Below are 24,020 nucleotides of genomic sequence, written 5' to 3'. Positions count from 1 at the left end.
AGCTTATCTGGCAAATCCAGTGCTGCGTGTTCTCGCAAACGGACCGCAGCATTGGCGCCCGCGGCCAGCGTGCACTAGCGTTCACCTATCATCCGACGGCAACCATAGCCGGACGAACGGGTTTCGCTGTTAGCCACGTACCGACCCTGCGGAGCAAACAAAAACATGCCGGATCTGCGCCCCATTCCGACGCTGAGCCTGGACTATCGTGCCGAGCGCCCGATATTTCACGACTTTCTGCACCAGGCAAGGTGCTCGCCTGATGCAACGGCCATCATTGGTCAGGACGTTACCTGCAGCTATCGTCAGCTTGAACAGATCAGCCGGGGTATCGCGGCGCTACTGATCGCAAGCGGTGCCAGCCGATCCGAGCGGGTGGTGATTGTCTCAAGCCGCTGTGCGGGGCTGGTGTATGCCATGCTCGGCGTGTTGCGCGCCGGATTGACCTTCACCATTGCCGACGTCGCCTATCCGCCTGCCCGTGTCAGCCAGATCATCGCCACGCTTGAACCGGCCTTTGTATTGCTGTGCGGGGATGCCAGGGACGCGTTCAATCTCGCGCACCCGGCGCCGGGTGCAAGCCATGCGGCACCGCAGGTCGTCAGGGTGGCGCAAGCGCCTGAGCAAGCGCTGCAGCAATTTGCCTGTGAGCAAGCGCTGCTGCCTGAAATCAACCCCGGCCACCCGGCCTATATCACCTTCACTTCAGGCAGCACCGGCGAACCCAAGGGGATCGTCACCCATCACGCGCCACTGGTGCATTTCATCGAATGGCATGTCAGTCGTCATGGATTTACCCGCGACGACAGTTTTTCCCTGCTTTCCGGGCTGGGGCATGATCCGGTGTACCGGGATGTGTTCACGCCGCTGTCGATTGGCGCGAAAATCATCTGTCCGACCCAGGCGACCCTGACCAACCCTTCGGCCCTGGCGACGTGGATACAGCGCCATGCAGTCTCGGTCATTCACCTCACGCCGCCGCTGGGCAAATTGATTGAAACCGGTGCGCGGATGAACGCACAGGCATTCAATCACCTGCGCTATCTGTTCTGGGGCGGCGATGCACTCAGCCAGACGCTGTACCAGCAGATGCGCGCGATTGCTCCCGATGCCATCAGCGTCAACTTCTACGGCACTACGGAAACCCCGCAGGCGATGGCCTTCCATCAAGTCGATGAGCACGCCGACAACGCCAGAATCCCGCTGGGCAAGGGCATTGACGGCGCGCAACTGCTGATCGTGAACGACGCCAATCAACTGGTCAGTGCAGGTGAAGTCGGGGAAATCCTGATCCGCAGCCCTTATCTGTCGCTAGGCTACTGGGGGGATGCGGCGCTGACCGGGGAAAAATTCGTGGTCAACCCGTTTACCGGTGCCGCGAACGACATCTGTTACCGCACCGGCGACCTTGGCACCTACCTTGCCGATGGCAGTGTCAACTTTCTGGGGCGTGCTGACAGTCAGGTGAAGATTCGCAGCCACCGCATCGAACTGGCTGAAATCGAAAACGCTATCGTCCGCCATGCACAGATCAAGCAATGCGTGGTGCTGGCCAACCATGACAGCGCGATGGTAAGGCTGGTCGCCTATTGTGTGGCAGAGCAGCCGGTGTCTGCGGCTCAATTGCGTGAGGCCCTCGCCAGCGAGCTACCGGACTATATGGTCCCGGCGCTGTTCGTTTTCCTCGACTCCATTCCGCTAACACCCAACGGCAAGATCGACAAGCGGGCGTTGCCTGCACCGTTCGACCATGCGGCTGCAACCGCCGCCAGTGCCCGTCAGGACCTGTCGCCGTTTACCCTGAAACTGACCGAGGCCTGGGCGCAGATTCTCCAGGTGCCGGATGTCGATGCCAACCTTAGCTTCGTCGAACTGGGAGGGGACTCGCTGTCCTTTGTCCAGGCGTCAATGGTCCTGGAAGAGCTGATCGGCCATCTGCCGGATCGTTGGGAAGTCACCCCGGTACGGGAATTCGCCGAGTTGGCCAGCCAAGCCAGGCCCTCGAAGTGGTCACTGCGGGCGATGGAAATGCCGGTGTTCCTGCGGGTGGCCTCGATCATCCTGATTGTCGTCGGGCATCTGCATGTGTTTTCCAACTGGCTGATCAGCGGCGAGACGACGGTGCTGTTCCTGATCTCCGGCATCAGCCTGGCACGGTTTCAGTTCAAGGCCATCGAAGAGCGCGGTGACGCCCGCATGCTGCTCAAATCCGTTGCCAGCATCGCGGTGCCGACCGTTCTGTACACCGTTTTGATTCAGCTGCTGTTCGACAAGCTGCGCTGGCAATCGCTGTTGCTGATTTCCAACTGGTTTCCGACCGATCGTGTCGGCATTTTTCACTATTGGTACATCGAAGTGCTGGTGCAGATGATCCTGATCATCGGGCTCGTCCTGTCGTTCAGGCGTGTGCGCACAATAATCAGCGTCGATCCGTTTCGTTGTCTGGTCGTCGCCGCATGCGCACTGCTGGCGACGGATGCGCTGCTCAAGCTGTTCGTATTCGACGCCGCGCCGTTGTACAACCGGGTGCCACAGCACTACCTGGCGGTGATGGTACTCGGCATGGCCGTTCACTACGCCGACACCACGGCGCAGAAGTGGGGCGCCAGTGCCATGGCTGTTCTGATTGTCGGCGGGCTGGAGCTGATGACCGTCGCGGAACTTGGCTGGGACGAATTCATGCTGAGAAAACACATCGATATCGCCCTGCCAGCGGTTCTCGCGCTGATCTGGCTGCGGTCGGTTCCCGTGCCTGGCATGATCGCGCGGGGCGGCGCAGTGATCGCCTCGTCAACCCTGTACATCTACCTGACGCATTTTCAATTTCACTCTGTGGCCCGGCGCATCAGCGATCAGCCGGCGCTCGCGGTGGTGCTTGCCATCGTCGGCGGCGTCGCGGTGGCCTACTGCTGGAACAAGGTGGTTCAGATCGTCTTGATGCGCTGGAGCAGGAGGAAGCGCGCGGCGGATGCGCTTGAGCCTGTTGCGTAACGGGGAGCGCTCGCCTGGGACGGTGATCTTGCATGACTTGCATCCATCTGAATAGACCCAAGTGATGTCATAATGATATCACTTGCGGCATCTAGCCGTTATGGACCTTGTTAGGGAGTAAGTCATGCAGTTGCGAAACATGAAGATAGGCATGCGCGCGGGATGCACATTCCTGTTTCTGGCGGTGCTGGTCGTGATCATGGCAATGGTCGCGCTGTTTCAGGCCCGGCAGATGGACGCCGCCACCGATGGCATCCGCGAAGACTGGCTGCCGGCGATCATTGCCCTTGGTGATGTGGGTACCAGCCTGGGCAGGGCGCGAGCGCTCACCTTGCGCAGCGTGTTGCGCAATGATTCCAGTGTACGCCAGCGCACCCTCGATCTGCTGGCAGCAGTCAACAAGACGCTGCCTGATCAGCTGAGTGCCTACGAAAAGACCATCACGCTGGCGCAGGACCGCGAACTCTTTGAGCATTTCTTCGCTCAGTACCAACGCTACTCCGCGCTGCAGGCGCAGATCGTCGCTGCGGTAGCAAGCGAGAAGCTGGAAGAGGCCGATCGCCTGGTCAACGGCCCGCTTGCCGAACATGCCGATACGATGCTCAACGCGCTGACGGCGCTGATCCGCTACAACTCAGAGGGCGCCTATGCTGCCGCGCGGCACAGCAGCGAGGCGTTCACTGAGGCGGTGACGGTAGTGGTGAGTGCGCTGGTGATCATTCTGCTGCTGATGACGATCATTGCCATTCTGTTGACCCGCAGCATCGTCGCGCCCATGGCTGAGGCGGTGGAGGTGGCCAAGCGCGTAGCCGCGGGTGAGCTGACCCAGGAAATCCCTGTTACCGGCAACGACGAACCGGCGATGCTTCTGACTTCGCTGCGCACGATGCAGCACAGCTTGCGCGACACGATCCGGCAGATATCCAGCGCGTCTGACCAGTTGGCCTCGGCCTCGGAAGAACTGCACGCGGTGACCGAAGACACCAGCCGTGGCCTGCACCAGCAGAGCGCCGAGATCGATCAGGCGGCGACGGCAGTGAACCAGATGACGGTCGCTGTTGAAGAGGTGGCGAGCAACGCCTCGAGCACCGCCGATGCCTCCCAGGTGGCCGACCAGACCACCCTGCAGGGGCGTGATCAGGTCAGGCAGGCGCTGGAGTCGATCCGCCTGCTGGCCGGCGATGTGACGGTCACCTCGGAAGAAATCGAGCAACTGGCCAGCCAGGTCAACGAGATTGGCCAGGTGCTCGATGTGATCGGTGCCATTGCCGATCAAACCAACCTGCTGGCCCTGAACGCTGCCATCGAAGCGGCCCGTGCCGGCGACGCCGGACGTGGTTTTGCGGTGGTTGCCGATGAAGTGCGCGCCCTGGCCCATCGGACCCAGGCGTCGACCAAGGAAATCGGCCAGATGATCGGCGGTATCCAGTCCGGCTCGGAGCGTGCGGTCGGTGCCATACACAGCAGCCAGAACCGCGCCAACAATACCTTGCAGGTGGCCCAGGCTGCGGGTGACGCACTGGAAGTGATCGCCAGCTCGATTTCCTCGATCAACGAGCGCAACCTGGTGATCGCCTCGGCCTCCGAAGAGCAGGCCCAGGTCGCCCGGGAAGTGGATCGCAACCTGGTGAACATACGCGACCTGTCGACCCAGACGTCGGCCGGTGCCAATCAGACCAGCGCCGCCAGCCAGGACCTTTCACGCCTGGCTGTGGAGCTCAATGCAATGGTGTCGAAGTTCAGGACCTGACTTCAGCATGGCTCGGCGCAAGCTGTTTATGCCGCCGGGGTCAGACGAAGGCCTGGTCGTGAAAGCCCCGCGGCAGGCGCTGCAATCCGGGCAGGGCGGTCAGGCGTTCGATCCAGGCACTGCGCCAGTCGTTGGCGGCAGGCTGGGTCCTGGCCTTGCGCGCAGCGCGGCGGGCGGCGTTGCGTTGCTCGCGCCGGGCTTCCTTGTAGGCGTCGGTGTTGCGGCAGCTGCGGCACTTGACGCGATTGAGTTCGCGGGTCGAAATCAGGTTATTGCCATGGTGGCCGCAAGCCAGGTGGCCGGCGACCTTGTAGTGAGTGACCATTGGAGTATTCCTCTGCATAGTTCACACAGGTTCAGACTGCCAGGCGAGCCGACAAGTTCAGGAGGCGGTCTGGCGTTGTACGGCAAACTGCTTGCGGAACCATTCTTCGAGCATGGCTTTCTCCGCATACAGCCGGTCGCTGGTGGCGCTGCGGCCTGGACGCTGCAGGTAGAACTTGTCTGTCAGGTGGGCATCGGCCTGGTTTAGCGGCTGACCTTGTTGCGAGAGTACGTAGTGCAGGTCGATACTGGGCCAGGTGATGTCGCGCATGAAACGTATCGTGTAGGCCTGGGCGTGCCAGGGTTCGTAGCGGCCGGCCAGGTCGATGTCGCGGATGTCGATGCGCAGGGTCTGGCCGGGTGGCAGATAGCGCTTGCCCAGCGTCTGCAGATAGCTGCGCAGCTCTTTCATGACCTGCTCGTCGGCACCGCGTTCATAGCCATTGGAGTCCAGGCTGGCATCGCGAAAGTGTTCGGGGTTGTCGTAGTTGACCTCGACCGAGGCGGCCGGTGGCGTTTGCGCCAGGCTGCTCGAAGCCAGCAGGCTGAGGACGACAAAGGTCAGGGCAGGGCGCATGATTCACCTCCAGGTGCAGCTGTCTGCACAGCTTTTATTGTACCCCTGCCAAGGCTGGCGGGTGAGGAGAGAACAGCGTGAGCAGGGTTGAGCGGTTTGCCATCAACGAGCGCGGACGCGATTATGCCGTGGGTGATATTCACGGTCATTTCCAGCGCCTGCAGACACAGCTGGCGGCCATCGGTTTCGATCCCGCCGTGGATCGCTTGTTCAGCGTCGGTGACCTGGTGGACCGCGGCCCGGAGTGCCCGCAGGCGCTGCACTGGCTGGAGCAGCCATGGTTCCATGCGGTGCAGGGCAACCACGAGGCGCTGGCGGTGACGCATGTGAGCGGTGGCTGGCTGGATTACGGCCAGTACCGGGCAGCGGGCGGTGGCTGGTTTCTTGATCTGCCCGCCAGCGAGCAGGCGCGTTTCGCCGAGCGCTTTGCGCGCATGCCTTTGGCGCTGCAGGTCGAGACGTCTGCCGGGCCGGTCGGTCTGCTGCACGCCGATTGCCCTTGTGCCAGCTGGTCCGAACTGTGCGAGCAATTGCAGGCGCAGCCTTCGATTGAGCTTCAGGATTATTGCCAGTGGTCGCGGCGTCGGTTGCAAGTGGATGATGAGCGGCCGATTACCGGCCTGCGTGCGTTGATCGTCGGTCACACCCCGCTGCATGCAATGCGGGTGCTGGGCAATATCTGGCATATCGACACTGGCGGCTGGTCCCGTGGCCATTTCAGTCTGTTGGCGCTGGACACGCTCACCCTGGTCAACGCCACAGCAGATGCAGAATGACGCCCAACGCCAGGGCAATCAGCACTATGCCTGACACCCTTTCAAGCCATGGCAACGAACGCGAAAACCTCAATCCTCAGCGCCTGTTGGCGGTAAAGCACAGTTTTTTTGCCCAACTGTACCTTGACGCTTGAGGGCTTCTGACCCGAATCTGCCGGTCCAAGCTGCCGGAGAACCCCGATGGACCTTTCTTTACTCGCACTGTTCGTGCCTGCCTGTTTTGCGCTGAACATGGCGCCGGGGCCGAACAACCTGTTGTCGCTGAACAATGCCAGCCGCTACGGCCTGCGCATGGCCTGCGTGGCCGGGGTCGGGCGCCTGCTGGCGTTTGCCGGGATGATCGTGCTGGCGGCCATGGGGCTGGCAGTGGTGCTGCATACCAGCGAGTACCTGTTCCTGACCATCAAGGTGTTCGGCGCCGCCTATCTGTTCTACATCGCCTGGCAACTGTGGCGGGCTCCGGTGGCAACTGCGAGCGTCAGTACCGAGCGCCAGGCAGGTACCTTGCGCCTGGCGCGCCAGGAATTTCTGGTGGCTGCGGGCAATCCCAAAGCGATATTGATCTTCACCGCTTTCCTGCCGCAGTTCATCAACCTGAACAGCCCGGTTTCCACCACCGAGCAGTTCGCCTGGCTTGGTGGCCTGTTCCTGTTGCTGGAGTGGCTGGCCATCGCAATCTACGCCTGGCTTGGCGCCTACCTGCAGCGCTGGTTCAACCAGCCAGGGCCGCGGCGCTTGTTCAACCGGGTCAGTGCGACGCTGCTCGGTTGCGCCGGGCTCGGTCTGTTGGTGGCGCGCCGGGCCTAGTCGGGCGGTTTTTGCTTATAGAGAAAGGGTCTGAGGCAGTCGAGAACATCTCCTAGGCTTATAGCTGGACCGGGCACAGCGCAACCGCGGCCCGCCACCTGCCAAGGAGATGTACCGATGCTCTCGACCCTGGAATTGCGCAACATCATCGAAAGCAGTTTTTTACCGGTTCGCTGCCAGTGCACGCTGGCTGCCGACCGCTCGTTGACGATCAAGGTGTTCGACCGCGGTTGCGAACGGGTCGACTTGCTGGTGACCGGTATCAGCGCCGAACAGCTGACCAGCAGCCGGGCGATTTCCAACCTGATCGCCGGCTTGCGCAATAACCTGGCGGACCAGCGCCGCGCCGGGCAACGTAGCGACAGCCTCTAGTCGCGGTAAAACACCTGGACCAGGTGATAGCCGAACTTGCTCTTGACCGGACCGTGCACAACGCGCAGCGGTTTCTTGAAAATGACCTGGTCGATAGCGCCGACCATCTGCCCCGGACGCACTTCGCCCAGGTCGCCGCCGCGCTTGCCCGATGGGCAGGTCGAGTACTTTTTGGCCAGCACGTCGAACGCCTCGCCCTTGGCGATCCGTTGCTTGAGCTGTTCGGCTTCTTCGGCGGTTTTGACCAGAATATGCCGGGCCTGTGCTTTCATCTCGAGGTACCTTCGCAAAGCGCTAAAACCGCGCATTATGCCTGATCGCGCAGCTCCGGGCGGTCACGAAATTGTTCGAGGGCTTCGGGGTTGGCCAGGGCGTCGGTGTTTTTAACCGGTTCCCCATGCACCACGTTGCGAATGGCCAACTCGACGATCTTGCCGCTGATGGTGCGCGGGATATCGCTGACCGCAGCGATCACCGCCGGTACATGGCGCGCGCTGGTGTTGCTGCGGATCACCTGGCGAATCCGCCCCTGCAGGGCGTCGTCCAGTTGCAAGCCCTCACGCAGACGGACGAACAGCACCACGCGTACATCGTTGTGCCAGCGTTGGCCAATGGCAACGCTTTCCAGTACCTCGTCGATCATCTCCACCTGGCGGTAGATTTCCGCGGTGCCGATGCGCACGCCACCGGGATTGAGCACCGCGTCCGAACGGCCGTGAATGATCATGCCGCCGTCAGGTGTCTGTTCGGCGTAGTCGCCCTGGGCCCAGATACCCGGAAACTGGCTGAAATAGGCGGCATGCAAGCGCTCGCCCTGCGGGTCGTTCCAGAAGCCCAGGGGCAGCGCCGGGAAATGCCGGGTGCAGACCAGCTCGCCTTTTTCGCCAATCAGGGCATGACCCTCATCGTCCCAGACCTCCACGGCCATGCCCAGGCCCTTGCACTGGATCTGCCCGCGCCGGACCGGCAGCACCGGGTTGCCGATGACAAAGCAGGAACAGATGTCGGTACCGCCAGACATCGAGGCCAGACACAGGTCGGCCTTGAACGCGCGGTACACGTAGTCATAGCTTTCCGGCGACAGCGGCGAGCCGGTAGACAGCAACAGCTTGAGGGAATCCAGGCGGTGACTCAGGCGCGGCTGGAGATGCGCATGTTCCAGCGCCGCCAGGTACTTGGCGCTGGTGCCGAAGGCGCTGATCCGTTCGCTGTCGATCAGGTCGAGCAGGCGCTCGGGGCCGGGATGCAAGGGCGAACCGTCGTAGAGCACCAGCGTGGCGCCTACCGCCAGACCACTGGCCAGCCAGTTCCACATCATCCAGCCGCAGGTGGTGTAGTAGAACAGCACATCATCGGTGCCCAGGTCGTTGTGCAGCCCGTGCTCCTTCAGGTGCTGCAGCAACACACCGCCGGCGCTGTGCACAATGCACTTGGGTACGCCCGTGGTGCCGCTGGAATAAAGGATGTACAGCGGGTGGTCGAAGGGCAGTGGAGTGAACTGCGGGTCGCCACCGGCTTGATAGAAATCGTCCCACAGGCTTACGCGGGAGGTGCTGTGAAATTCGTCGGTGCGCGTACCAGCGCGGCTGTAGGGCACTACCAGCAAGTGCTCAAGGCTGGGCAACTGCGCCAGCACCTCATTGATCTTGTCGATCAGGTCGATGTGTTTACCGGCATATTGATAGCCGCCACAGACCATCAGCAACTTCGGCTCGATCTGTCCGAAGCGGTCAATGATGCCGTGGGTACCGAACTCCGGTGAGCAGCAGGACCAGATTGCGCCGAGGCTGGTGCAGGCGAGCATGGCCACCAGGGTTTGCCAGGTGTTGGGCATACAGGCGGCCACGCGATCGCCGACGCCAATGCCGGCAGCCTGAAAGCTGCGCTGCAGCCCTGCGACCTGCGCGGCCAGTTCGGCATGGCTGATGACGCGCCGCTCGCCGTCCTCACGCACTGCGATCACTGCCGGCTGCGCATCGCGGCGCCGTAACAGGTGTTCAGCGAAGTTCAGGGTTGCGCCGCTGAACCAGCGCGCATCGGGCATCTGTGATCCTTCATCGAGGACCTGGGTGGCAGGCTGATGCCAGCGCACCTGGAAGAAGTCGGCAAGGGTTTGCCAGAACGCGGCACGCTGGTCGATGCTCCAGCGCTGCAACTGCTCGTAGTCGGCCAGTGTCAGGCCGTACTGGCGGTTGACCTCACGGCGAAAGGCATCCATGCGACTGGCCTGAATGCGCGCTTCGCTCGGGCGCCAGAGCACTTCGTTCATGCCGCGTTCCCCGGGTTGGTAGGGCGACTGTTTGCCTGTCTGTGGGAGCGGGCTTGCCCCGCGATTGCGAACGGTCAGTCACATCGCATCGCGGGGCAAGCCCGCTCCCACACACAGACACACAGAGCCTTTATTCCACTGTAGCTTTTTTCACCTCGTCAGAGGCCGACCAGATGCGGTAACGCACTTCAACGCCTTCCGGTACATAGACCACGACTGGCAGCTTGCTGTTGTAACGCAGCAGGAAACCGTCACCGACGACCGGCACGAAAGCTTCCTTTTTGCTGTTCTCAGGGCAGGCCATCAGCGTCGAAACCGGACCCATGACGTTTTCCAGTCGGTAGTAGCTGTAGCCCCAGCCTTCGAGGTTTTTCTCTTCGAGGGTACCGCCCAGGCGCTGGCGGTTGCAGTCGACCTGCAGCTGCTTGCCGGCCAGCACTTCCAGTTTGAATGCCGACTCATCGGCTTGCTGCGGCAGGTGAATGACCTGGCGGGTAAAGCCTTTTTCGGCCTCGGGATAGGGCGCGACATCCTTGAGGCTGGCGGCCTGTACGGTTGTACCGGCAGCCAGGGTCAGGGTCAGCAGCGCAGTGAAAGGGATTGGGCGCATAAGGCCTCCTTGCAGATAAAAAAGACGATGCCGCAGCCAGATCCCGGGCCGCCTCTCATTGGGCCAGCCAGCCGCCGTCGATGTTCCAGGCAGCGCCACGAACCTGACTGCCAGCCTCGCTACAGAGGAACAATACCAGCTCACCCAGATGTTCGGGAGTGACAAAGGCCAACGACGGCTGCTTCTCGGCCAGCAAATCGTGCTGTGCTTGTTGCGGATCAATGCCGCGGGCGGCGCGGTCATCAATCTGCTTTTGTACCAGCGGCGTGAGTACCCAGCCCGGGCATATGGCGTTGCAGGTGATATTGCTGGTGGCGGTTTCCAGCCCCACCACCTTGGTCAGCCCGACCACCCCGTGCTTGGCGGCAACGTAAGCGGCCTTGCCGGTGGAGCCGACCTGACCGTGCACCGAGGCGATATTGACGATCCGCCCCCAGTTGCGCTGACGCATGCCCGGCAGCACCAGGCGGGTACCGTGGAACACCGCAGACAGGTTGATCGCGATGATCGAGTCCCAACGCTCCACCGGGAAGTCTTCGACCGCCGCGACATGCTGGATGCCGGCATTGTTGACAAGGATATCGACGCCGCCAAATTCACGTTCAGCGTAAGCGAACAGCTCTTCAATCTGTTGCACGTCGCCAAGGTCGGCGGGGTGATGCCCGACCCGGGTGCCGTGGCGAGCGACGTCGGCGATGGCCGCACTGGCGTCGCCGAAGCCGTTGAGGACCAGGTTGGCGCCGGCCTTGGCCAGCACATGGGCAATCCCCAGGCCAATGCCGCTGGTGGAGCCGGTAACCACTGCTGTTTTGCCGTTGAGTTGCATGAGGTGCTCCTTAAACGATGCCGGTAGCATAGAAGGTGGCGATGACCACGAACACTGCCAGGGTCTTGATCAGGGTGATGCCGAAAATGTCTTTGTAGGCTTCGCGGTGGGTCAGGCCGGTGACGGCCAGCAGGGTGATGACCGCGCCGTTGTGCGGCAGGGTATCCATGCCGCCGCTGGCCATGGCTGCGACGCGGTGCAGCACTTCAAGGGGAATGTTGGCGGCATTGGCGGCAGCGATGAAACTGTCGGACATCGCCGCCAGGGCGATACTCATGCCCCCGGAGGCGGAGCCGGTGATGCCGGCCAGCAAGGTCACGGTAATCGCTTCATTGACCAGCGGGTTGGGGATAGCGCGCAAGGCATCGGCCAGTACCAGAAAGCCGGGCAAGGAGGCGATCACCGCACCGAAGCCGTATTCCGAGGCGGTATTCATTGCCGCCAGCAGGGCGCCGCTGACTGCGCTTTTGCTACCTTCGGCCAAGCGATGCTTGATCGCGCCAAAGCCGGCCAGCAGCACCAGCAAAATACCGAGCAGCAGCGCCGCCTCGACCGCCCAGATGGCGGTGAGCTTGGCGATATCGGTCTGCACCGGCGCGCTCATGCCCGGCAGGCTGAGGCTGTGGGTCTTGCCGTACCAGGCGGGAATCCAGTGCGTGAACAGCAGGTTCATCACCCCCACCAGCAGCAGTGGCGACAGCGCCAGCAACGGGTTGGGCAATTTCAGGTCGGCGGCGGTTTCCGGCTCGTTGCGCAGGTCGGTACCGTAACCTTCGCCGGCCCGCAGGGCCTTGTTGCGCTGGCGTTGCAGGTAGAGCATGCCGGTGCAGAACACGAACAGGGTGCCGATCAGACCCAGCCAGGGCGCCGCCCAGGCGGTGGTGTTGAAGAAGGTGCTGGGGATGATGTTCTGGATCTGCGGGGTGCCGGGCAGGGCATCCATGGTGAAGGAAAACGCCCCCAGGGCGATGGTCGCCGGGATCAGGCGCTTGGGAATATTGCTCTGGCGGAACATCTCGGCGGCAAACGGATAGACCGCAAACACCACCACGAACAGCGACACCCCGCCGTAGGTCAGCAGTGCACAGACCAACACGATCACTAGCATGGCCTGACGGGTACCGAGCAGGCGGATCGCTGCGGCGACGATCGAACGGGAGAAGCCGGAGAGCTCGATCAGCTTGCCGAACACGGCACCGAGCAGGAACACCGGAAAATACAGCTTGATAAAGCCGACCATCTTTTCCATGAACACGCCGGTGAAGGCCGGGGCCACGGCAGAAGGGTCGGTCAGTAGCACCGCACCGAGGGCGGCGATGGGGGCGAAAAGGATAACGCTATAACCACGGTAGGCAGCCAGCATCAGCAGCGCGAGGGCTGCCAGGGCGATGATTACACTCATCGAGTGTCTCCTTGGATCCATCTTGTTTTTGTTGGTTGCAGGAGATAGCGGGAATCGTGCCAAATATGTAAGTGATTGAAATATATAGGTATTGTTTGTTTTCTGGGGTTATTGGTCTCCAATTAGAGACAGGCATTCGCGGGGCAAGCCCGCTCCCACCGGGGGGGCTGTGGGAGCGGGCTTGCCCCGCGATAACAATCTCAATAAAGAAACACGGGTCTCGTTATTGAGACGAGAGCCCCAGGACAACCAGCTTCTTGTACAGGGTAGAGCGCCCCAACCCCAGCTGGCGTGCCGCCTCCGGCACATTCCCGGCACACCGGGCGAGGGTATCGGCCAACAACTTCCGCTCAAACTCGGCACACGCCTGTTTATAGCTCATCGGTGCCGAAAGCACGTCCAATGGCGCCAGATTACCCAGCGCCGCCTGCAAGTCGCGAGCCCCCAAACGCGGCTGGTCAGCGAGCAAGGTGGCGCGTTCCAGCACATTGCGCAGCTCACGGATATTACCCGGCCAGGCATGCCGGGCCAGCAGCGCCTGGGCTTCGTCATCCAGTTCGTGCTGGCTGCCCAGTTCTTCGAGAATGGCTTCGCTCAGCGCCGGCAAATCATCCAGGCGCTCACGCAGCGGCGGCACCTGGATCGGCAGGACGTTGAGGCGGTAGTACAGGTCAGCACGAAACTCACCGCGGGCCATCGCCGCCGTGAGGTCGGTGGAGGTCGCGGCAATGATCCGCACGTCGCTGTGCATCATCTGGTTGGAGCCCACCGGCTCGTATTCTTTTTCCTGCAGCACGCGCAGCAATTTGCTCTGCAACGGCAGCGGCATGTCGCCGATTTCGTCGAGAAACAGGGTGCCACCCTCGGCCAGTTGCAGCTTGCCCGGACGGCCTTTGCGGTCGGCGCCGGTGTAGGCACCCGGTGCGGTGCCGAAGAATTCGGCTTCCAGCAGGGTTTCCGGAATGGCGGCGCTGTTGATGCTGACAAACGCCTTGTGCGCCCGTGCCGAGGCCGCATGAATGGCATGGGCCAGCAGCTCTTTGCCGGTGCCGGTTTCGCCGAGCAGCAATACCGCCGAGTCACTGCTGGCGCCGCGCCGGGCCCGGCGCTTGACCTCAAGGCTGGCGGCGCTGGTACCGATGAACTGGGCAAAGCTGTACTTGGCCTGACGGGCACGCAGCAGTGAACGGGTGGAGGCCAGCTCCTGCTGCATGCTGGCGTAGCGTTTGAGCAGTGGCGACAAGCTGCGCAGTTCATCGAACAGGGCAAAGCCGATGGCACCGATCAACGCGCCTTCACCGTCGTGCACTGGCAGGCGCATGACCACCAGCGGCTCCTTGGGTGTGTCGAGCATGTCCAGCAGAATCGGCCGGCCGTTGCTGGCCACCTCACGCATCAGACTACCGGGAATCACGCTTTCACAGGGCTGACCAATGACGCTCGCTGCATCTTCGAGGCCAAAGCGCCGGGCGTAGCGCTCGTTCATCCAGACAATGCGCGCATCGCGGTCGACGATGAGGGTGCCCTCGCTGGACTGCTCGATGATTTCGAACAGCGAACGGATCGCCAGCTGGCGCACCTGCTGATAATCCTTGAGGCTGTCACTGGCAGGCATGGGCCGCTCCCTGAACATCAAAGGCTGCGATTATGCCCGTGGATCGAAGGCTTCGCGCAAGGCATCGCCGATAAACACCAGCAGCGACAGGATCAAGGCCAGGGCGAAAAACGCGGTAAAGCCCAGCCACGGCGCCTGCAGGTTCTGCTTGCCCTGGTTGACCAGCTCGCCCAGCGAAGCGCTGCCGGCCGGCATGCCGAAGCCGAGAAAGTCCAGGGCGGTGAGGGTGGTGATGGCGCCAGTGAGAATGAACGGCAGGTAGGTGAAGGTGGCATTCATGGCGTTGGGCAGGATGTGCCGCAGGATCACCCCGCTGTCCTGCAGGCCCAGGGCCCGTGCGGCTTGTACGTATTCGAGGTTGCGCCCACGCAGGAATTCGGCGCGCACCACATCCACCAGGGCCAGCCAGGAAAACAGCGCCATGATCCCCAGCAACCACCAGAAGTTCGGTTCGACAAAACCGCTGAGGATGATCAGCAGGTAGAGCACCGGCAGGCCCGACCAGACCTCCAGCAAGCGTTGCCCGATCAGGTCGACCCAGCCCCCGTGGTAGCCCTGCAAAGCACCGGCGGCGATGCCGATCACCGTGCTGATCAAGGTCAGGGCCAGGGCAAACAGGATCGACACCCGCGTGCCGTACAGCACCCGAGCCAGTACGTCGCGGGCCTGGTCGTCGGTACCCAGCCAGTTCACCGCCGACGGCGGGCTGGGTGTGGGTTGCTGCAGGTCGTAGTTGGGTGTGTCGGCGCTGAACGGCACCGGCGCAAACAGCATCCACCCGCCCTGGTCCTTGATCAGCTGCTGCACATACTGACTGCGGTAGTCGGGCTGGAACGGCAGTTGGCCGCCGAAGGTCTGTTCGGTGTAGCGCTTGAACGCCGGGAAATACAATTGCCCCTGATACCCCATGAGCAGTGGCTTGTCGTTGGCCACCAGCTCGGCGCCCAGGCTCAGCACCAGCAGCACGGCAAACAGCCACAGCGACACCCAGCCACGGCGGTTGCGCCGAAAGCGCTGCAGGCGTCTGCGTGAAACCGGCGACAGGCTGAACATCAGTGGGCCCTCGTGGCAAAGTCGATGCGCGGATCGACCAGGGTGTAGCACAGGTCGCCGACCAGGCGGATCAGCAGGCCGAACAGGGTGAAAATGAACAGCGAGCCAAACACCACCGGATAGTCCCGTGAGACTGCCGCTTCATAGCTCATGCGGCCCAGCCCGTCGAGGGAGAAGATCACTTCGATCAGCAGTGAGCCCGCGAAGAACACACTGATCAAGGCCTGGGGAATGCCTGCCACCACCAGCAGAATCGCGTTGCGAAACACATGCCCGTATAGCACCCGGCGCTCGCTCAGGCCCTTGGCCCGGGCGGTGATAACGTATTGGCGGGTGATTTCGTTGAGGAAGGCGTTTTTGGTCAGCAAGGTCAGGGTCGCAAAACCGCCGATCACCAGCGCACCGACCGGCAGCACCAGGTGCCAGAAGTAGTCGGCCAATTTGCCCAGCAGGCTCAGTTGGTCAAAGTCCTCCGAGACCAGACCGCGTACGGGGAACCAGTTCAACGAGGTGCCACCGGCAAACAGCACGATCAGCAACAAGGCAAACAGGAACGAGGGCAGGGCGTAGCCGATAACGATGAGGCTGCTGCTCCAGGCATCGAACGCCGAGCCGTGGCGTATCGCCTTGCGGATCCCCAGGGGGATCGACACCAGGTAGGTGATCAGGGTCGCCCAGAAGCCCAGTGACAAGGTCACCGGCATCTTTTCCAGGATCAGGTCGGTGACCTTGGCACCGCGGAAAAAACTGTTGCCGAAATCCAGGCGGGCATATTGGGTCAGCATCAGCCACAGCCGTTCGGGGGCTGATTTGTCGAAGCCGTATTGGCGCTTGATATCATCGATGAGTTTGGGGTCCAGGCCACGGCTGGCCCGTGAGCTGGCATGCAGGGTCTCGACACTGGCCCCTGGCGCACTGCCGCCAATGCCCTGCAAGCGGGCGATGGCCTGTTCCACCGGCCCGCCCGGCGCAGCCTGGACGATGACGAAGTTGACCAGCAGGATAATCAGCAAGGTCGGCACGATCAGCAACAGCCGGCGCAGGATGTACGCGGTCATGGCTGCTCCTTGAGACGCTCGGCCATCTGCGCGTTGGTCAGCGCTGTCGGGCTGACTTCCCACCAGCTGTCCAGGCCTTCATCGTTGCTCGGCTGCACCTTGGGCAGGCCGAAACGGTTCCACCACACCGTCGACGAACCCGGCGGGTAATAGTTGGGAATCCAGTAGTAGTTCCAGCTCAGCACCCGGTCCAGGGCATGTGCATGTCGGAGCATGTCGGCTTTGGTTTCAGCTTTGACCAGGCCGTCGAGCAAGCGGTCCACGGCAGGATCCTGCAAGACCATGTAGTTGTTCGAGCCCGGGTCGTTGGCCGCCGCCGAGCCAAAGAAGTTGTATAGCTCAAGCCCCGGCGACGGCGACACCGGGTAGCCGCTGACGATCAGGTCGTAGTCGCGGGCCATGAGCCGGTTGACGTACTGCGAGGCGTCGATGCGGCGGATCTCCAGGGTGATGCCGATTTGCGCCAGGTTGCGCTTCCACGGCAGCAGCAGACGCTCGAAACCGGCCTGGCCGTTGAGGAAAGTGAACCGTAGCAGCTCGCCCTGGTCATTGACCAGTTGGTCGCCTTCGGGCTTCCAGCCGGCCGCCTGCAGGAGCGCCAGGGCTTGCAGCTGTTTGTCGCGAATGAGCCCCGAGCCATCGGTGCGCGGCGCTTCGAACACCTGGGTAAATACCTCGTCAGGCACTTGCCCGCGCAGCGGCTCGAGCAGCTTGAGCTCCTGCGCATCCGGCAAGGCACGAGCGGCCAAAGCGCTGTTGGCGAAAAAGCTCTGCTGGCGGATGTACATGTTGCGCATCATCTGCCGGTTGCTCCATTCGAAGTCCCACAGCAGGGCCAGCGCCTGGCGCACCCGACGGTCCTTGAACATCGGGCGCTGCAGGTTGAACACGAATCCCTGGGCCGTCTGCGGTGCATCTTTGGCCAGGTGCGCCCGCTGCAACCGGCCATCGTCCAGGGCCGGGCTGTTGTAGCCGATCGAATAGCCGGTGGCGGAGAACTCGCGGTTGTAGTCAAAGCCACCGCCGCGCAGCACCTGGCGCGCCACTTCGGTGTCGCCGAAGTACTCGATGCTCAAACGGTCGAAGTTATAGCGCCCACGGTTGACCGGCAGATCACGGCCCCACCAGTCCGGGTCGCGCTCGAAGGTGATGCTGCGGCCATTGTCGATCTTGCCGATACGGTAGGGGCCACTGCCCAGTGGCGCTTCGAAACCGCCACCGCTAGCAAAGTCGCGGTTTTTCCACCAGTGCTCGGGCAGCACTGGCAGGGTGGCCAGGTCCAGGGGCAACGTGCGGTTCTGGTTGCTTTTGAAGTGAAAGCGGATCTGGCGCGGGCCCTCGATCTCGACCCGTTCGACATCGGCGAACTGAGTGCGGTATTTGAGGTTTCCCTCCCGCATCAGCAGATCGAAGGTGTAGCGCACGTCTTCTGCGCGGATCGCTTGGCCATCGGCAAAGCGTGCACGGGGATCGAGGTAGAAACGCAGCCAGTGTCCTTCGGTATCGCGCTCTAACTGGCGGGCGACCAGTCCATACACCGTGTAGGGCTCATCATGGGCGCGGACGGCCAGGGGCGCATACAGCCAGCCATCGACCTCGGCCACGCCGATGCCCTTGTCGATGTACGGCAACACATGGTCGAACTGGCCGATTTCGAGCGCCGAGCGGCGCAGGCTGCCGCCTTTGGGGGCCTTGGGGTTGGCATACTCGAAGTGTTGAAAACTGGCCGGGTAGCGGGGCGGTTCGCCATAGACCGTGAGGGCGTGACCGGGGGCGGCCGAGGCGGCGGAGGCCCAGGTCAGGGTCAGAGCGAATACGATAAGGAGAGAGGAAAGACCGGTTTGCAAGCGCCTGACTACCTGTGCCCACGAATGTGGCTGTAGCTTAGCAGGTGCTGAACCGGCCCTGGCGGACCGGTTCAGTGACGGACTCAGTCCTGACGGCTGGTCACTTCCAGCAGGTGATAGCCGAACTGGGTCTTCACCGGGCCTTGTACGGTACCGACGGGGGCACTGAACACCACGGTGTCGAACTCCTTGACCATCTGGCCCGGGCCAAAGGAGCCCAGGTCGCCGCCCTGACGGCTGGACGGGCAGGTGGAGTTGGCTTTGGCGATTTCAGCGAAATCGGCACCGGCTTCGATCTGAGCCTTCAGTTCATTGCACTTGTCTTCAGTGGCAACCAGGATGTGACGGGCAGTGGCTTTGGCCATGGGAGATACTCCTTTGCAAGAAAGTGCCGAGACTAACCGATTACCGCCGGATTTTCCTGTGGAATGTCACGTAAGGCTGCTGCAGCCTGGCTTAACAGCCTTTCTGTCGCGTCCCATCCCAGGCAGCCATCGGTGATCGACACACCGTATTTGAGCGCTGCCTTGCCCAGCGTCTGGCAACCATCGAACAGATGCCCTTCAAGCATCATGCCGACGATCGAGCGATCACCTGCCAGGCGCTGGCGCAATACATCTTCGAACACCGCTGGTTGGCGCAGCGGATCCTTGCCGCTGTTGGCATGGCTGCAATCGACCATGATCCGCGGCGTCAGTCCTGCTTTGAGCAACCCCTGACGTGCTTGCGCGATGCTGGCCTGCTCGTAGTTCGGGCCCTGATGGCCGCCACGCAATACCAGGTGAGTGTCGGGGTTGCCCAGGGTCTCGATAATCGCCGGGTAGCCCTGGGTGTCCATGCCGAAATGGCGGTGCGGATGCGCCGCGCTGCGCATCGCGTCGCAGGCGATGGCGACGCCGCCGTCGGTGCCGTTCTTGAAGCCTACGGGCAGTTCCAGGCCGCTGACCATTTCTCGGTGGATCTGCGACTCGGTGGTGCGTGCACCGATGGCTGCCCAGCTCAGCAGGTCGTCGAAGTAACCGGCAGCCATCGGCTGCAGCAGCTCAGTGGCAATCGGCAGGCCGCGTTCCAGCATACCCAGCATCAAGCCGCGGGACAGGGCGATGCCGGCGTGCATGTCATCGCTGCCGTCCAGGTGCGGATCGTAGGCCAGGCCTTTCCAGCCCACCGTGGTGCGCGGCTTTTCAACGTAGGCACGCATGACCAGCAGCAACTGATCGTTGACCTCTTCGTTGAGGGCGGCGAGACGGTCGGCGTATTCAAGGGCCGAGCGCGGGTCGTGGATCGAGCAGGGGCCGACGATTACCAGCAGGCGCGAATCCCGGCCTTCGAGAATGGCGCGTACGGCCTGGCGATGGGTTTCGACCTGGTGGGCAAGGGCGGTGGTAAGCGGCATCTGCTGTTTGAGCAGGTGCGGGCTGGGCAAACGCTGGCTGACAGCGCTGTTGGCGGCTTGAGGCTGGGTCAGGGGCAGAGCGAGCGAAGACGATTGCATGGCGATTTTTTCCCTGGGCGGACGGCGGGTTCATCCCGCGCGGTCGGCCCTATCGAGGTGTTCGACAAAGAGCCGGATTGAGATTCTGTGTGGTGCTGCCACCTGTGCTGGACCGATCGGAGGCGGCAAGCTGGCCCGAACGGGATTGGCTAAATCGCCAGGCAGTAAAGCTTGGGTAACGGTGGTAAGTGGCGTAGTTCATGGGGTAATCCTCGTTATCTGTTCGGTTGTCTGGGGGCTGAAAAAACAAAACCCCCGGTCGGGGGGGGCGACCGGGGGTTGAGTATTCTCGTGTTCGGCGGCCCCTTGAAAGTGGGCGCCGGTGTGGGTATCAGCGGCGCCTGTGGCTAAACCAATACCCAAAATAAAACGCAGCAGGAGCGGCAGTCGCACACTCGGCCACAGCCAGCACGGGACGCGACGGGCGACCTGCGTGTTGAGCGTGAGTGAGGGTGGATGGCGACATGGGACTCTCCAGTTGATGGACTTGAGCTTACTTCAGGCGCTGCTGCGGTTTCAATGGCTAATTTGCATCAGTGCGATGTGCTTCGACTATTTTCGCGGGGCAAGCCCGCTCCCACCGCTAGCACTGCCATGAGCGGCTAGGTAGTGGGAGCGGGCTTGCCCCGCGATCAACGGCTACAGCGCGTAGTGCTTGAGCTCCCGCGCGATCAGCATGCGCTGGATCTCGCTCGACCCCTCATAGATCTGGGTGATCCGCGCATCGCGGTAGTAGCGCTCCACCGGGTAATCTTCCAGGTAGCCGTAACCACCATGCACCTGGATCGCCTTGGAGCAGACCCTTTCCGCCATTTCCGAAGCGAACAGCTTGGCCTGCGACGCTTCGCTCAGGCACGGTTTGCCCGCGCTGCGCAGGCGTGCGGCATGCAGGATCAGCAGGCGCGCGGCATTGATCTGCACCTGCATGTCGGCCAGCAGGTTGGCGATGCTCTGGTGCTCGTTGATCGGTTTGCCAAACTGGATGCGGTCACGCGAATAAACCAGCGCCGCTTCGAAGGCTGCACGGGCAATCCCCAGCGCCTGGGCGGCAATGCCGATACGCCCACCTTCAAGGTTGGACAGGGCAATGGCCAGGCCCTTGCCGCGCTCGCCGAGCATGTTGGCGGCGGGGATGCGGCAGTTGTTCAAGGTCACCGCGCAGGTATCCGAGGCGCGGATGCCCATTTTGTGTTCGCTGCGATCGACGACAAAGCCTTCGTTGTCGGTCGGCACCAGGAACGCCGAGATACCTTTCTTGCCAAGCTCCGGATCAGTCACCGCAAAGACGATGGCCAGGCCAGCGCGACGTGCGTTGCTGACGAACTGCTTGGCGCCGTTAATGACCCAGTGATCGCCCTGCAACTCGGCGCGGGTCCGCAAGTTGTGCGCTTCGGAGCCGGCTTGCGGCTCGGTCAGGCAGAAGCAACCAATCACCTGGCCAGTCGCCAGGCGCTCCAGCCAGGTCTGTTGCTGTTCGGCGCTGCCATAGGCGAGCAGGGGGCCGCAGCCGACGGAGTTGTGGATGCTCATCAGCGCCCCGGTGGCGCCATCACCCGCGGCGATTTCTTCAACCGCCAGGGCGTAGGCGACGTAGTCGGTGTAGCTACCGCCCCATTGCTCGGGCACGACCATGCCGAGCAGGCCCAGCTCGCCCATCTTCTTGACCACTTGATCATCGATCCAGCCGGCTTTTTCCCAGGCCTGGGCATGGGGTGCGATCTCGCCACGGGCGAAGTCACGGGCCATGTCGCGGATCATGATCTGTTCTTCTGTCAGTTCCAGGTCTTGCATCTGCATACTCCAGGCCTTAAAGGCCTTCGAAGAATTGATCCACGCGCTGACGGCTGAGGCCGGCGAGGGTCGGAGGGTTCCAGCGCGGCTGCTTGTCCTTGTCGATGATCAGCGCGCGCACGCCTTCGATCAGGTCACCATGCTCGAACCATTGCTGATCCAGATGCAGCTCCATCTTGAAGCAGTCTTCCAGGCTCAGATGACGACCTCTGCGCAGCATTTCCAGGGTCACGGCCATGGCCAGGGGCGAACGGGTGTCCAGCAGTTCGGCGGTTTTCAGCGCCCATTCGTGGCTGTCGGCGACGCTCACCGCCCGTAGTTGTTCCACGATACTGCTGACATCGGGCAGGGCAAAGAAGTGATCGATAGCCGGACGCAGTCTGGCCAGCGGGGCATCGTCGAGCACCTGGGTGCCAAGCTTGGCCAGCACACCTTGCAGGTCCTTGAGCGGGTGTTCGCCAAAGCTCAGGGTATCGAGACGCTCATCCAGCAGCACCAGCTTGCTGCTGTCCAGGTACCAGTCGGCCAGGCCGCAGTACAGCGCATCGGCCGCCTGCACCTGGACACCGCTGACGCCCAGGTAGGTACCCAGCTCGCCGGGAACCCGCGAGAGGAAGTAGCTGCCGCCGACATCCGGGAAGTAACCGATGCCGACTTCCGGCATGGCCAGGCGGCTGCGCTCGGTGACCACGCGCAGTTCCGCGCCCTGGGCCAGGCCCATGCCACCACCGAGGGTAAAGCCGTCCATCAACGCCAGGATCGGCTTGCGGTAATGGTGGATGCACAGATCGAGGGCGTATTCCTCGACGAAGAAATCCCGGTGCAGGCTGTCGCCTGCCTTGTAACTATCGTACAGCGAACGGATGTCGCCGCCGGCACAGAAGCCTTTCGGGCCTTCACCGCGCAGGACCACGGCATGCACCAGAGGATCGCTGGCCCAGGCATCAAGCTGCTGTTGCAGGCTGCGCACCATGTCCAGGGTCAGGGCATTGAGGCCGGCGGGGCGATTGAGGGTCAAGTGACCGATATGGTTGCGGACCTGGGCCAGAATCGGCGCCTCGGTCGGCGTGTGAACGTGCGCGGTCATCGCTGTCTCCCTGCTTTGTTATTGATTTTCCACGTGAAATATCACGATCTGGGTAGGCGCTAGAGGATCGCTGGATCCTATCAGTGCAAATTTGCTCAATACAATCGACAAAACTGCAGGCCGAATCTGCATTTTTGCATGGCTCTCTACAGGAACAATGGCCTTACCCGGTGGGAGCGGGCTTGCCCCGCGATTGTGGCCTGTCAGCCGCATCGCAGCGCGGGGCAAGCCCGCTCCCACCGGGGGACAGTTGTTCACACCGGGAGTCAGCGGGGCAGGCGGCCGCTGACGAAGTGCGCGACATCGTTGTAGCCGTGGGTCGAGGCGTGCCCTGGAGTCACCAGCGAATCAATGAACGCTTCATCTTCAGCGGTGATCGGTACCTGCAGCGCGCCGCTGTAGGTGTCCCATTGCGCCTCGGTACGCGGACCGACAATGGCTGAACTGATCAACTGGTTGTTGAGCACCCAGGCAATGGCGAACTCGACCATGCCAACGCCTTTATCCTGGGTATAGGCGTGGATTTTCTGGGCAATGGCCAGGGATTCGGGGCGCCACTCGGTTTCCAGGATGCGCTTGTCCTGACGGCCGGCGCGGCTACCTGCATCCGGCGCGGCATGGGGCGCGTATTTACCACTGAGGACGCCGCGCGCCAACGGGCTGAAGGGTACAATGCCCAGGCCGTGATGCGCTGCTGCCTGGAACTGCTCGGGTTCGGCCTGACGGTTGACGATGTTGTACAGCGGCTGGCTGACCACAGGCTTCGGCACGCCCAGGCGCTCGGCCAGGTTGCAGATTTCGGCAATGCGCCAGCCACGGAAGTTGGACACGCCCCAGTAACGGATCTTGCCCTGGCGGATCAGATCGCCAATGGCGGCGACGGTCACTTCCAGCGGGGTGTTGTGGTCTTCGCGGTGCAGGTAGTAGATGTCCAGGTAATCGGTGCCCAGGCGCGTCAGGCTGGCTTCGATGGCATTGAAGATGTGCTTGCGGCTCAAACCGCTGCGGTTGGGAAGCCCGTCAGCCGGGCCAAAGCCAACCTTGGTGGCCAGCACCCATTCATGGCGGTTGCGGGCAATCGCTTCGCCGACGATCTCTTCGCTGCGCCCGGCGCTGTACACGTCTGCGGTGTCGATGAAGTTGATGCCCTGGTCCCGGGCTTTATCGATGATGTGCAGGGAATCTTCGGCGCTGGTGGGCTCGCCGAACATCATGCTGCCCAGGGTCAGGGCGGACACTTGCAGGCCGCTGCGGCCCAGTGGACGGTAGATCATGATCGAGAATCCTTGGCGGTTTGGATCCGATCTGTTTTACACAGTTCTACCGGGGTTTGAAAGCTGTGGGAGCGGGCTTGCCCCGCGATGGGGCCT

General features: G+C 62.4%; 20 protein-coding genes and 2 pseudogenes. 6 read left to right on the top strand and 16 right to left on the bottom strand.

Annotated elements, in window-relative coordinates:
* Positions 1-165: 165 nt before the first annotated feature.
* The 3 genes and pseudogenes from NPS47_RS23620 to NPS47_RS25880 form a co-directional block, all read left to right on the top strand.
* On the top strand, positions 166-2,991 hold the full coding sequence (locus tag NPS47_RS23620; protein WP_274297160.1) for an amino acid adenylation domain-containing protein: 2,826 nt from the start codon (positions 166-168) through the stop codon (positions 2,989-2,991).
* A 124-nt stretch (positions 2,992-3,115) separates the two neighbouring features.
* A pseudogene (locus NPS47_RS25885) lies at positions 3,116-3,646 on the top strand (MCP four helix bundle domain-containing protein); the annotation flags it as partial.
* Between the two features lie 87 nt (positions 3,647-3,733).
* A pseudogene (locus NPS47_RS25880) lies at positions 3,734-4,741 on the top strand (methyl-accepting chemotaxis protein); the annotation flags it as partial.
* Between the two features lie 40 nt (positions 4,742-4,781).
* On the opposite strand, the gene NPS47_RS23610 reads toward NPS47_RS25880, so the two are convergent.
* Together NPS47_RS23610 and NPS47_RS23605 are read right to left on the bottom strand one after the other, a co-directional pair.
* Complete coding sequence (locus tag NPS47_RS23610; protein WP_274297158.1) at positions 4,782-5,066, bottom strand: hypothetical protein; 285 nt, start codon at positions 5,064-5,066, stop codon at positions 4,782-4,784.
* 57 nt (positions 5,067-5,123) lie between these two features.
* A complete protein-coding gene (locus NPS47_RS23605) occupies positions 5,124-5,642 on the bottom strand; it encodes a DUF3016 domain-containing protein (protein WP_274297157.1) in 519 nt (172 codons plus the stop codon).
* Positions 5,643-5,719: 77 nt separating this feature from the next.
* Here NPS47_RS23605 and NPS47_RS23600 point away from each other — a divergent pair, with 77 nt between their 5' ends.
* The 3 genes from NPS47_RS23600 to NPS47_RS23590 all read left to right on the top strand — a co-directional run bounded on the left by NPS47_RS23600 (position 5,720) and on the right by NPS47_RS23590 (position 7,597).
* Positions 5,720-6,418, top strand: coding sequence for a metallophosphoesterase (locus NPS47_RS23600; RefSeq protein ID WP_274297156.1), 699 nt, complete (start codon positions 5,720-5,722; stop codon positions 6,416-6,418).
* Between the two features lie 180 nt (positions 6,419-6,598).
* Complete coding sequence (locus NPS47_RS23595) at positions 6,599-7,225, top strand: LysE family translocator (protein WP_274297155.1); 627 nt, start codon at positions 6,599-6,601, stop codon at positions 7,223-7,225.
* Between the two features lie 117 nt (positions 7,226-7,342).
* Positions 7,343-7,597: a DUF1652 domain-containing protein gene (locus tag NPS47_RS23590; RefSeq protein WP_274297154.1), complete on the top strand. Its 255-nt coding sequence runs from the start codon at positions 7,343-7,345 to the stop codon at positions 7,595-7,597.
* Here NPS47_RS23590 and NPS47_RS23585 read toward each other — a convergent pair.
* The 14 genes from NPS47_RS23585 to NPS47_RS23520 form a co-directional block, all read right to left on the bottom strand.
* Positions 7,594-7,869 carry a peptidylprolyl isomerase gene (locus tag NPS47_RS23585; protein WP_237254458.1) on the bottom strand — a complete coding sequence of 92 codons (276 nt, stop codon included), beginning with the start codon at positions 7,867-7,869 and terminating at the stop codon, positions 7,594-7,596. The genes NPS47_RS23590 and NPS47_RS23585 overlap by 4 nt on opposite strands.
* Before the next feature lie 35 nt (positions 7,870-7,904).
* Entirely contained in the window at positions 7,905-9,866 is a 1,962-nt protein-coding gene (locus tag NPS47_RS23580) for an acetoacetate--CoA ligase (protein WP_274297153.1), read from the bottom strand.
* A 130-nt stretch (positions 9,867-9,996) separates the two neighbouring features.
* On the bottom strand, positions 9,997-10,476 hold the full coding sequence (gene eco, locus NPS47_RS23575) for a serine protease inhibitor ecotin (RefSeq protein WP_274297152.1): 480 nt from the start codon (positions 10,474-10,476) through the stop codon (positions 9,997-9,999).
* A 55-nt stretch (positions 10,477-10,531) separates the two neighbouring features.
* Entirely contained in the window at positions 10,532-11,302 is a 771-nt protein-coding gene (gene hbdH, locus NPS47_RS23570) for a 3-hydroxybutyrate dehydrogenase (protein ID WP_274297151.1), read from the bottom strand.
* Positions 11,303-11,312: 10 nt separating this feature from the next.
* On the bottom strand, positions 11,313-12,704 hold the full coding sequence (locus tag NPS47_RS23565; protein ID WP_274297150.1) for a GntP family permease: 1,392 nt from the start codon (positions 12,702-12,704) through the stop codon (positions 11,313-11,315).
* A gap of 223 nt (positions 12,705-12,927) precedes the next feature.
* Complete coding sequence (locus tag NPS47_RS23560; protein ID WP_274297149.1) at positions 12,928-14,319, bottom strand: sigma-54 interaction domain-containing protein; 1,392 nt, start codon at positions 14,317-14,319, stop codon at positions 12,928-12,930.
* A gap of 30 nt (positions 14,320-14,349) precedes the next feature.
* Entirely contained in the window at positions 14,350-15,372 is a 1,023-nt protein-coding gene (locus tag NPS47_RS23555) for an ABC transporter permease (protein ID WP_274297148.1), read from the bottom strand.
* Positions 15,372-16,430, bottom strand: coding sequence for a microcin C ABC transporter permease YejB (locus NPS47_RS23550; protein WP_274297147.1), 1,059 nt, complete (start codon positions 16,428-16,430; stop codon positions 15,372-15,374). Before NPS47_RS23550 ends, NPS47_RS23555 begins: the two co-directional genes overlap by 1 nt.
* Entirely contained in the window at positions 16,427-18,250 is a 1,824-nt protein-coding gene (locus NPS47_RS23545; protein WP_274297174.1) for an extracellular solute-binding protein, read from the bottom strand. Before NPS47_RS23545 ends, NPS47_RS23550 begins: the two co-directional genes overlap by 4 nt.
* A gap of 110 nt (positions 18,251-18,360) precedes the next feature.
* Positions 18,361-18,642, bottom strand: coding sequence for a peptidylprolyl isomerase (locus NPS47_RS23540; RefSeq protein ID WP_157192695.1), 282 nt, complete (start codon positions 18,640-18,642; stop codon positions 18,361-18,363).
* Positions 18,643-18,674: 32 nt separating this feature from the next.
* Positions 18,675-19,772, bottom strand: coding sequence for a 3-deoxy-7-phosphoheptulonate synthase (locus NPS47_RS23535; protein WP_274297146.1), 1,098 nt, complete (start codon positions 19,770-19,772; stop codon positions 18,675-18,677).
* A 639-nt stretch (positions 19,773-20,411) separates the two neighbouring features.
* Entirely contained in the window at positions 20,412-21,563 is a 1,152-nt protein-coding gene (locus NPS47_RS23530; RefSeq protein ID WP_274297145.1) for an acyl-CoA dehydrogenase family protein, read from the bottom strand.
* Between the two features lie 16 nt (positions 21,564-21,579).
* Entirely contained in the window at positions 21,580-22,650 is a 1,071-nt protein-coding gene (locus NPS47_RS23525) for an enoyl-CoA hydratase/isomerase family protein (protein ID WP_274297144.1), read from the bottom strand.
* 266 nt (positions 22,651-22,916) lie between these two features.
* Complete coding sequence (locus NPS47_RS23520; RefSeq protein ID WP_274297143.1) at positions 22,917-23,924, bottom strand: aldo/keto reductase; 1,008 nt, start codon at positions 23,922-23,924, stop codon at positions 22,917-22,919.
* Positions 23,925-24,020: the final 96 nt, after the last annotated feature.

The sequence above is a fragment of the Pseudomonas putida genome (genome assembly GCF_028682475.1).
GTDB lineage: Bacteria > Pseudomonadota > Gammaproteobacteria > Pseudomonadales > Pseudomonadaceae > Aquipseudomonas > Aquipseudomonas putida_AG.
Note: the sequence above shows the minus strand (reverse complement) of the source record. Positions and strands in the feature narration are given on the sequence as shown.

Excerpts from the sequence above, each read along its gene's own strand:
- NPS47_RS23560 (WP_274297149.1), bottom strand. The coding sequence starts at position 14,319 with ATGCCTGCCAGTGACAGCCTCAAGGATTATCAGCAGGTGCGCCAGCTG.
- NPS47_RS23535 (WP_274297146.1), bottom strand. The coding sequence starts at position 19,772 with ATGCAATCGTCTTCGCTCGCTCTGCCCCTGACCCAGCCTCAAGCCGCC.
- hbdH (WP_274297151.1), bottom strand. The coding sequence starts at position 11,302 with ATGCAACTCAACGGCAAAACAGCAGTGGTTACCGGCTCCACCAGCGGC.
- NPS47_RS23525 (WP_274297144.1), bottom strand. The coding sequence starts at position 22,650 with ATGACCGCGCACGTTCACACGCCGACCGAGGCGCCGATTCTGGCCCAG.
- eco (WP_274297152.1), bottom strand. The coding sequence starts at position 10,476 with ATGCGCCCAATCCCTTTCACTGCGCTGCTGACCCTGACCCTGGCTGCC.
- NPS47_RS23555 (WP_274297148.1), bottom strand. The coding sequence starts at position 15,372 with ATGTTCAGCCTGTCGCCGGTTTCACGCAGACGCCTGCAGCGCTTTCGG.
- NPS47_RS23590 (WP_274297154.1), top strand. The coding sequence starts at position 7,343 with ATGCTCTCGACCCTGGAATTGCGCAACATCATCGAAAGCAGTTTTTTA.
- NPS47_RS23585 (WP_237254458.1), bottom strand. The coding sequence starts at position 7,869 with ATGAAAGCACAGGCCCGGCATATTCTGGTCAAAACCGCCGAAGAAGCC.
- NPS47_RS23540 (WP_157192695.1), bottom strand. The coding sequence starts at position 18,642 with ATGGCCAAAGCCACTGCCCGTCACATCCTGGTTGCCACTGAAGACAAG.
- NPS47_RS23530 (WP_274297145.1), bottom strand. The coding sequence starts at position 21,563 with ATGCAAGACCTGGAACTGACAGAAGAACAGATCATGATCCGCGACATG.
- NPS47_RS23565 (WP_274297150.1), bottom strand. The coding sequence starts at position 12,704 with ATGAGTGTAATCATCGCCCTGGCAGCCCTCGCGCTGCTGATGCTGGCT.
- NPS47_RS23605 (WP_274297157.1), bottom strand. The coding sequence starts at position 5,642 with ATGCGCCCTGCCCTGACCTTTGTCGTCCTCAGCCTGCTGGCTTCGAGC.
- NPS47_RS23620 (WP_274297160.1), top strand. The coding sequence starts at position 166 with ATGCCGGATCTGCGCCCCATTCCGACGCTGAGCCTGGACTATCGTGCC.
- NPS47_RS23520 (WP_274297143.1), bottom strand. The coding sequence starts at position 23,924 with ATGATCTACCGTCCACTGGGCCGCAGCGGCCTGCAAGTGTCCGCCCTG.
- NPS47_RS23580 (WP_274297153.1), bottom strand. The coding sequence starts at position 9,866 with ATGAACGAAGTGCTCTGGCGCCCGAGCGAAGCGCGCATTCAGGCCAGT.
- NPS47_RS23595 (WP_274297155.1), top strand. The coding sequence starts at position 6,599 with ATGGACCTTTCTTTACTCGCACTGTTCGTGCCTGCCTGTTTTGCGCTG.
- NPS47_RS23610 (WP_274297158.1), bottom strand. The coding sequence starts at position 5,066 with ATGGTCACTCACTACAAGGTCGCCGGCCACCTGGCTTGCGGCCACCAT.
- NPS47_RS23550 (WP_274297147.1), bottom strand. The coding sequence starts at position 16,430 with ATGACCGCGTACATCCTGCGCCGGCTGTTGCTGATCGTGCCGACCTTG.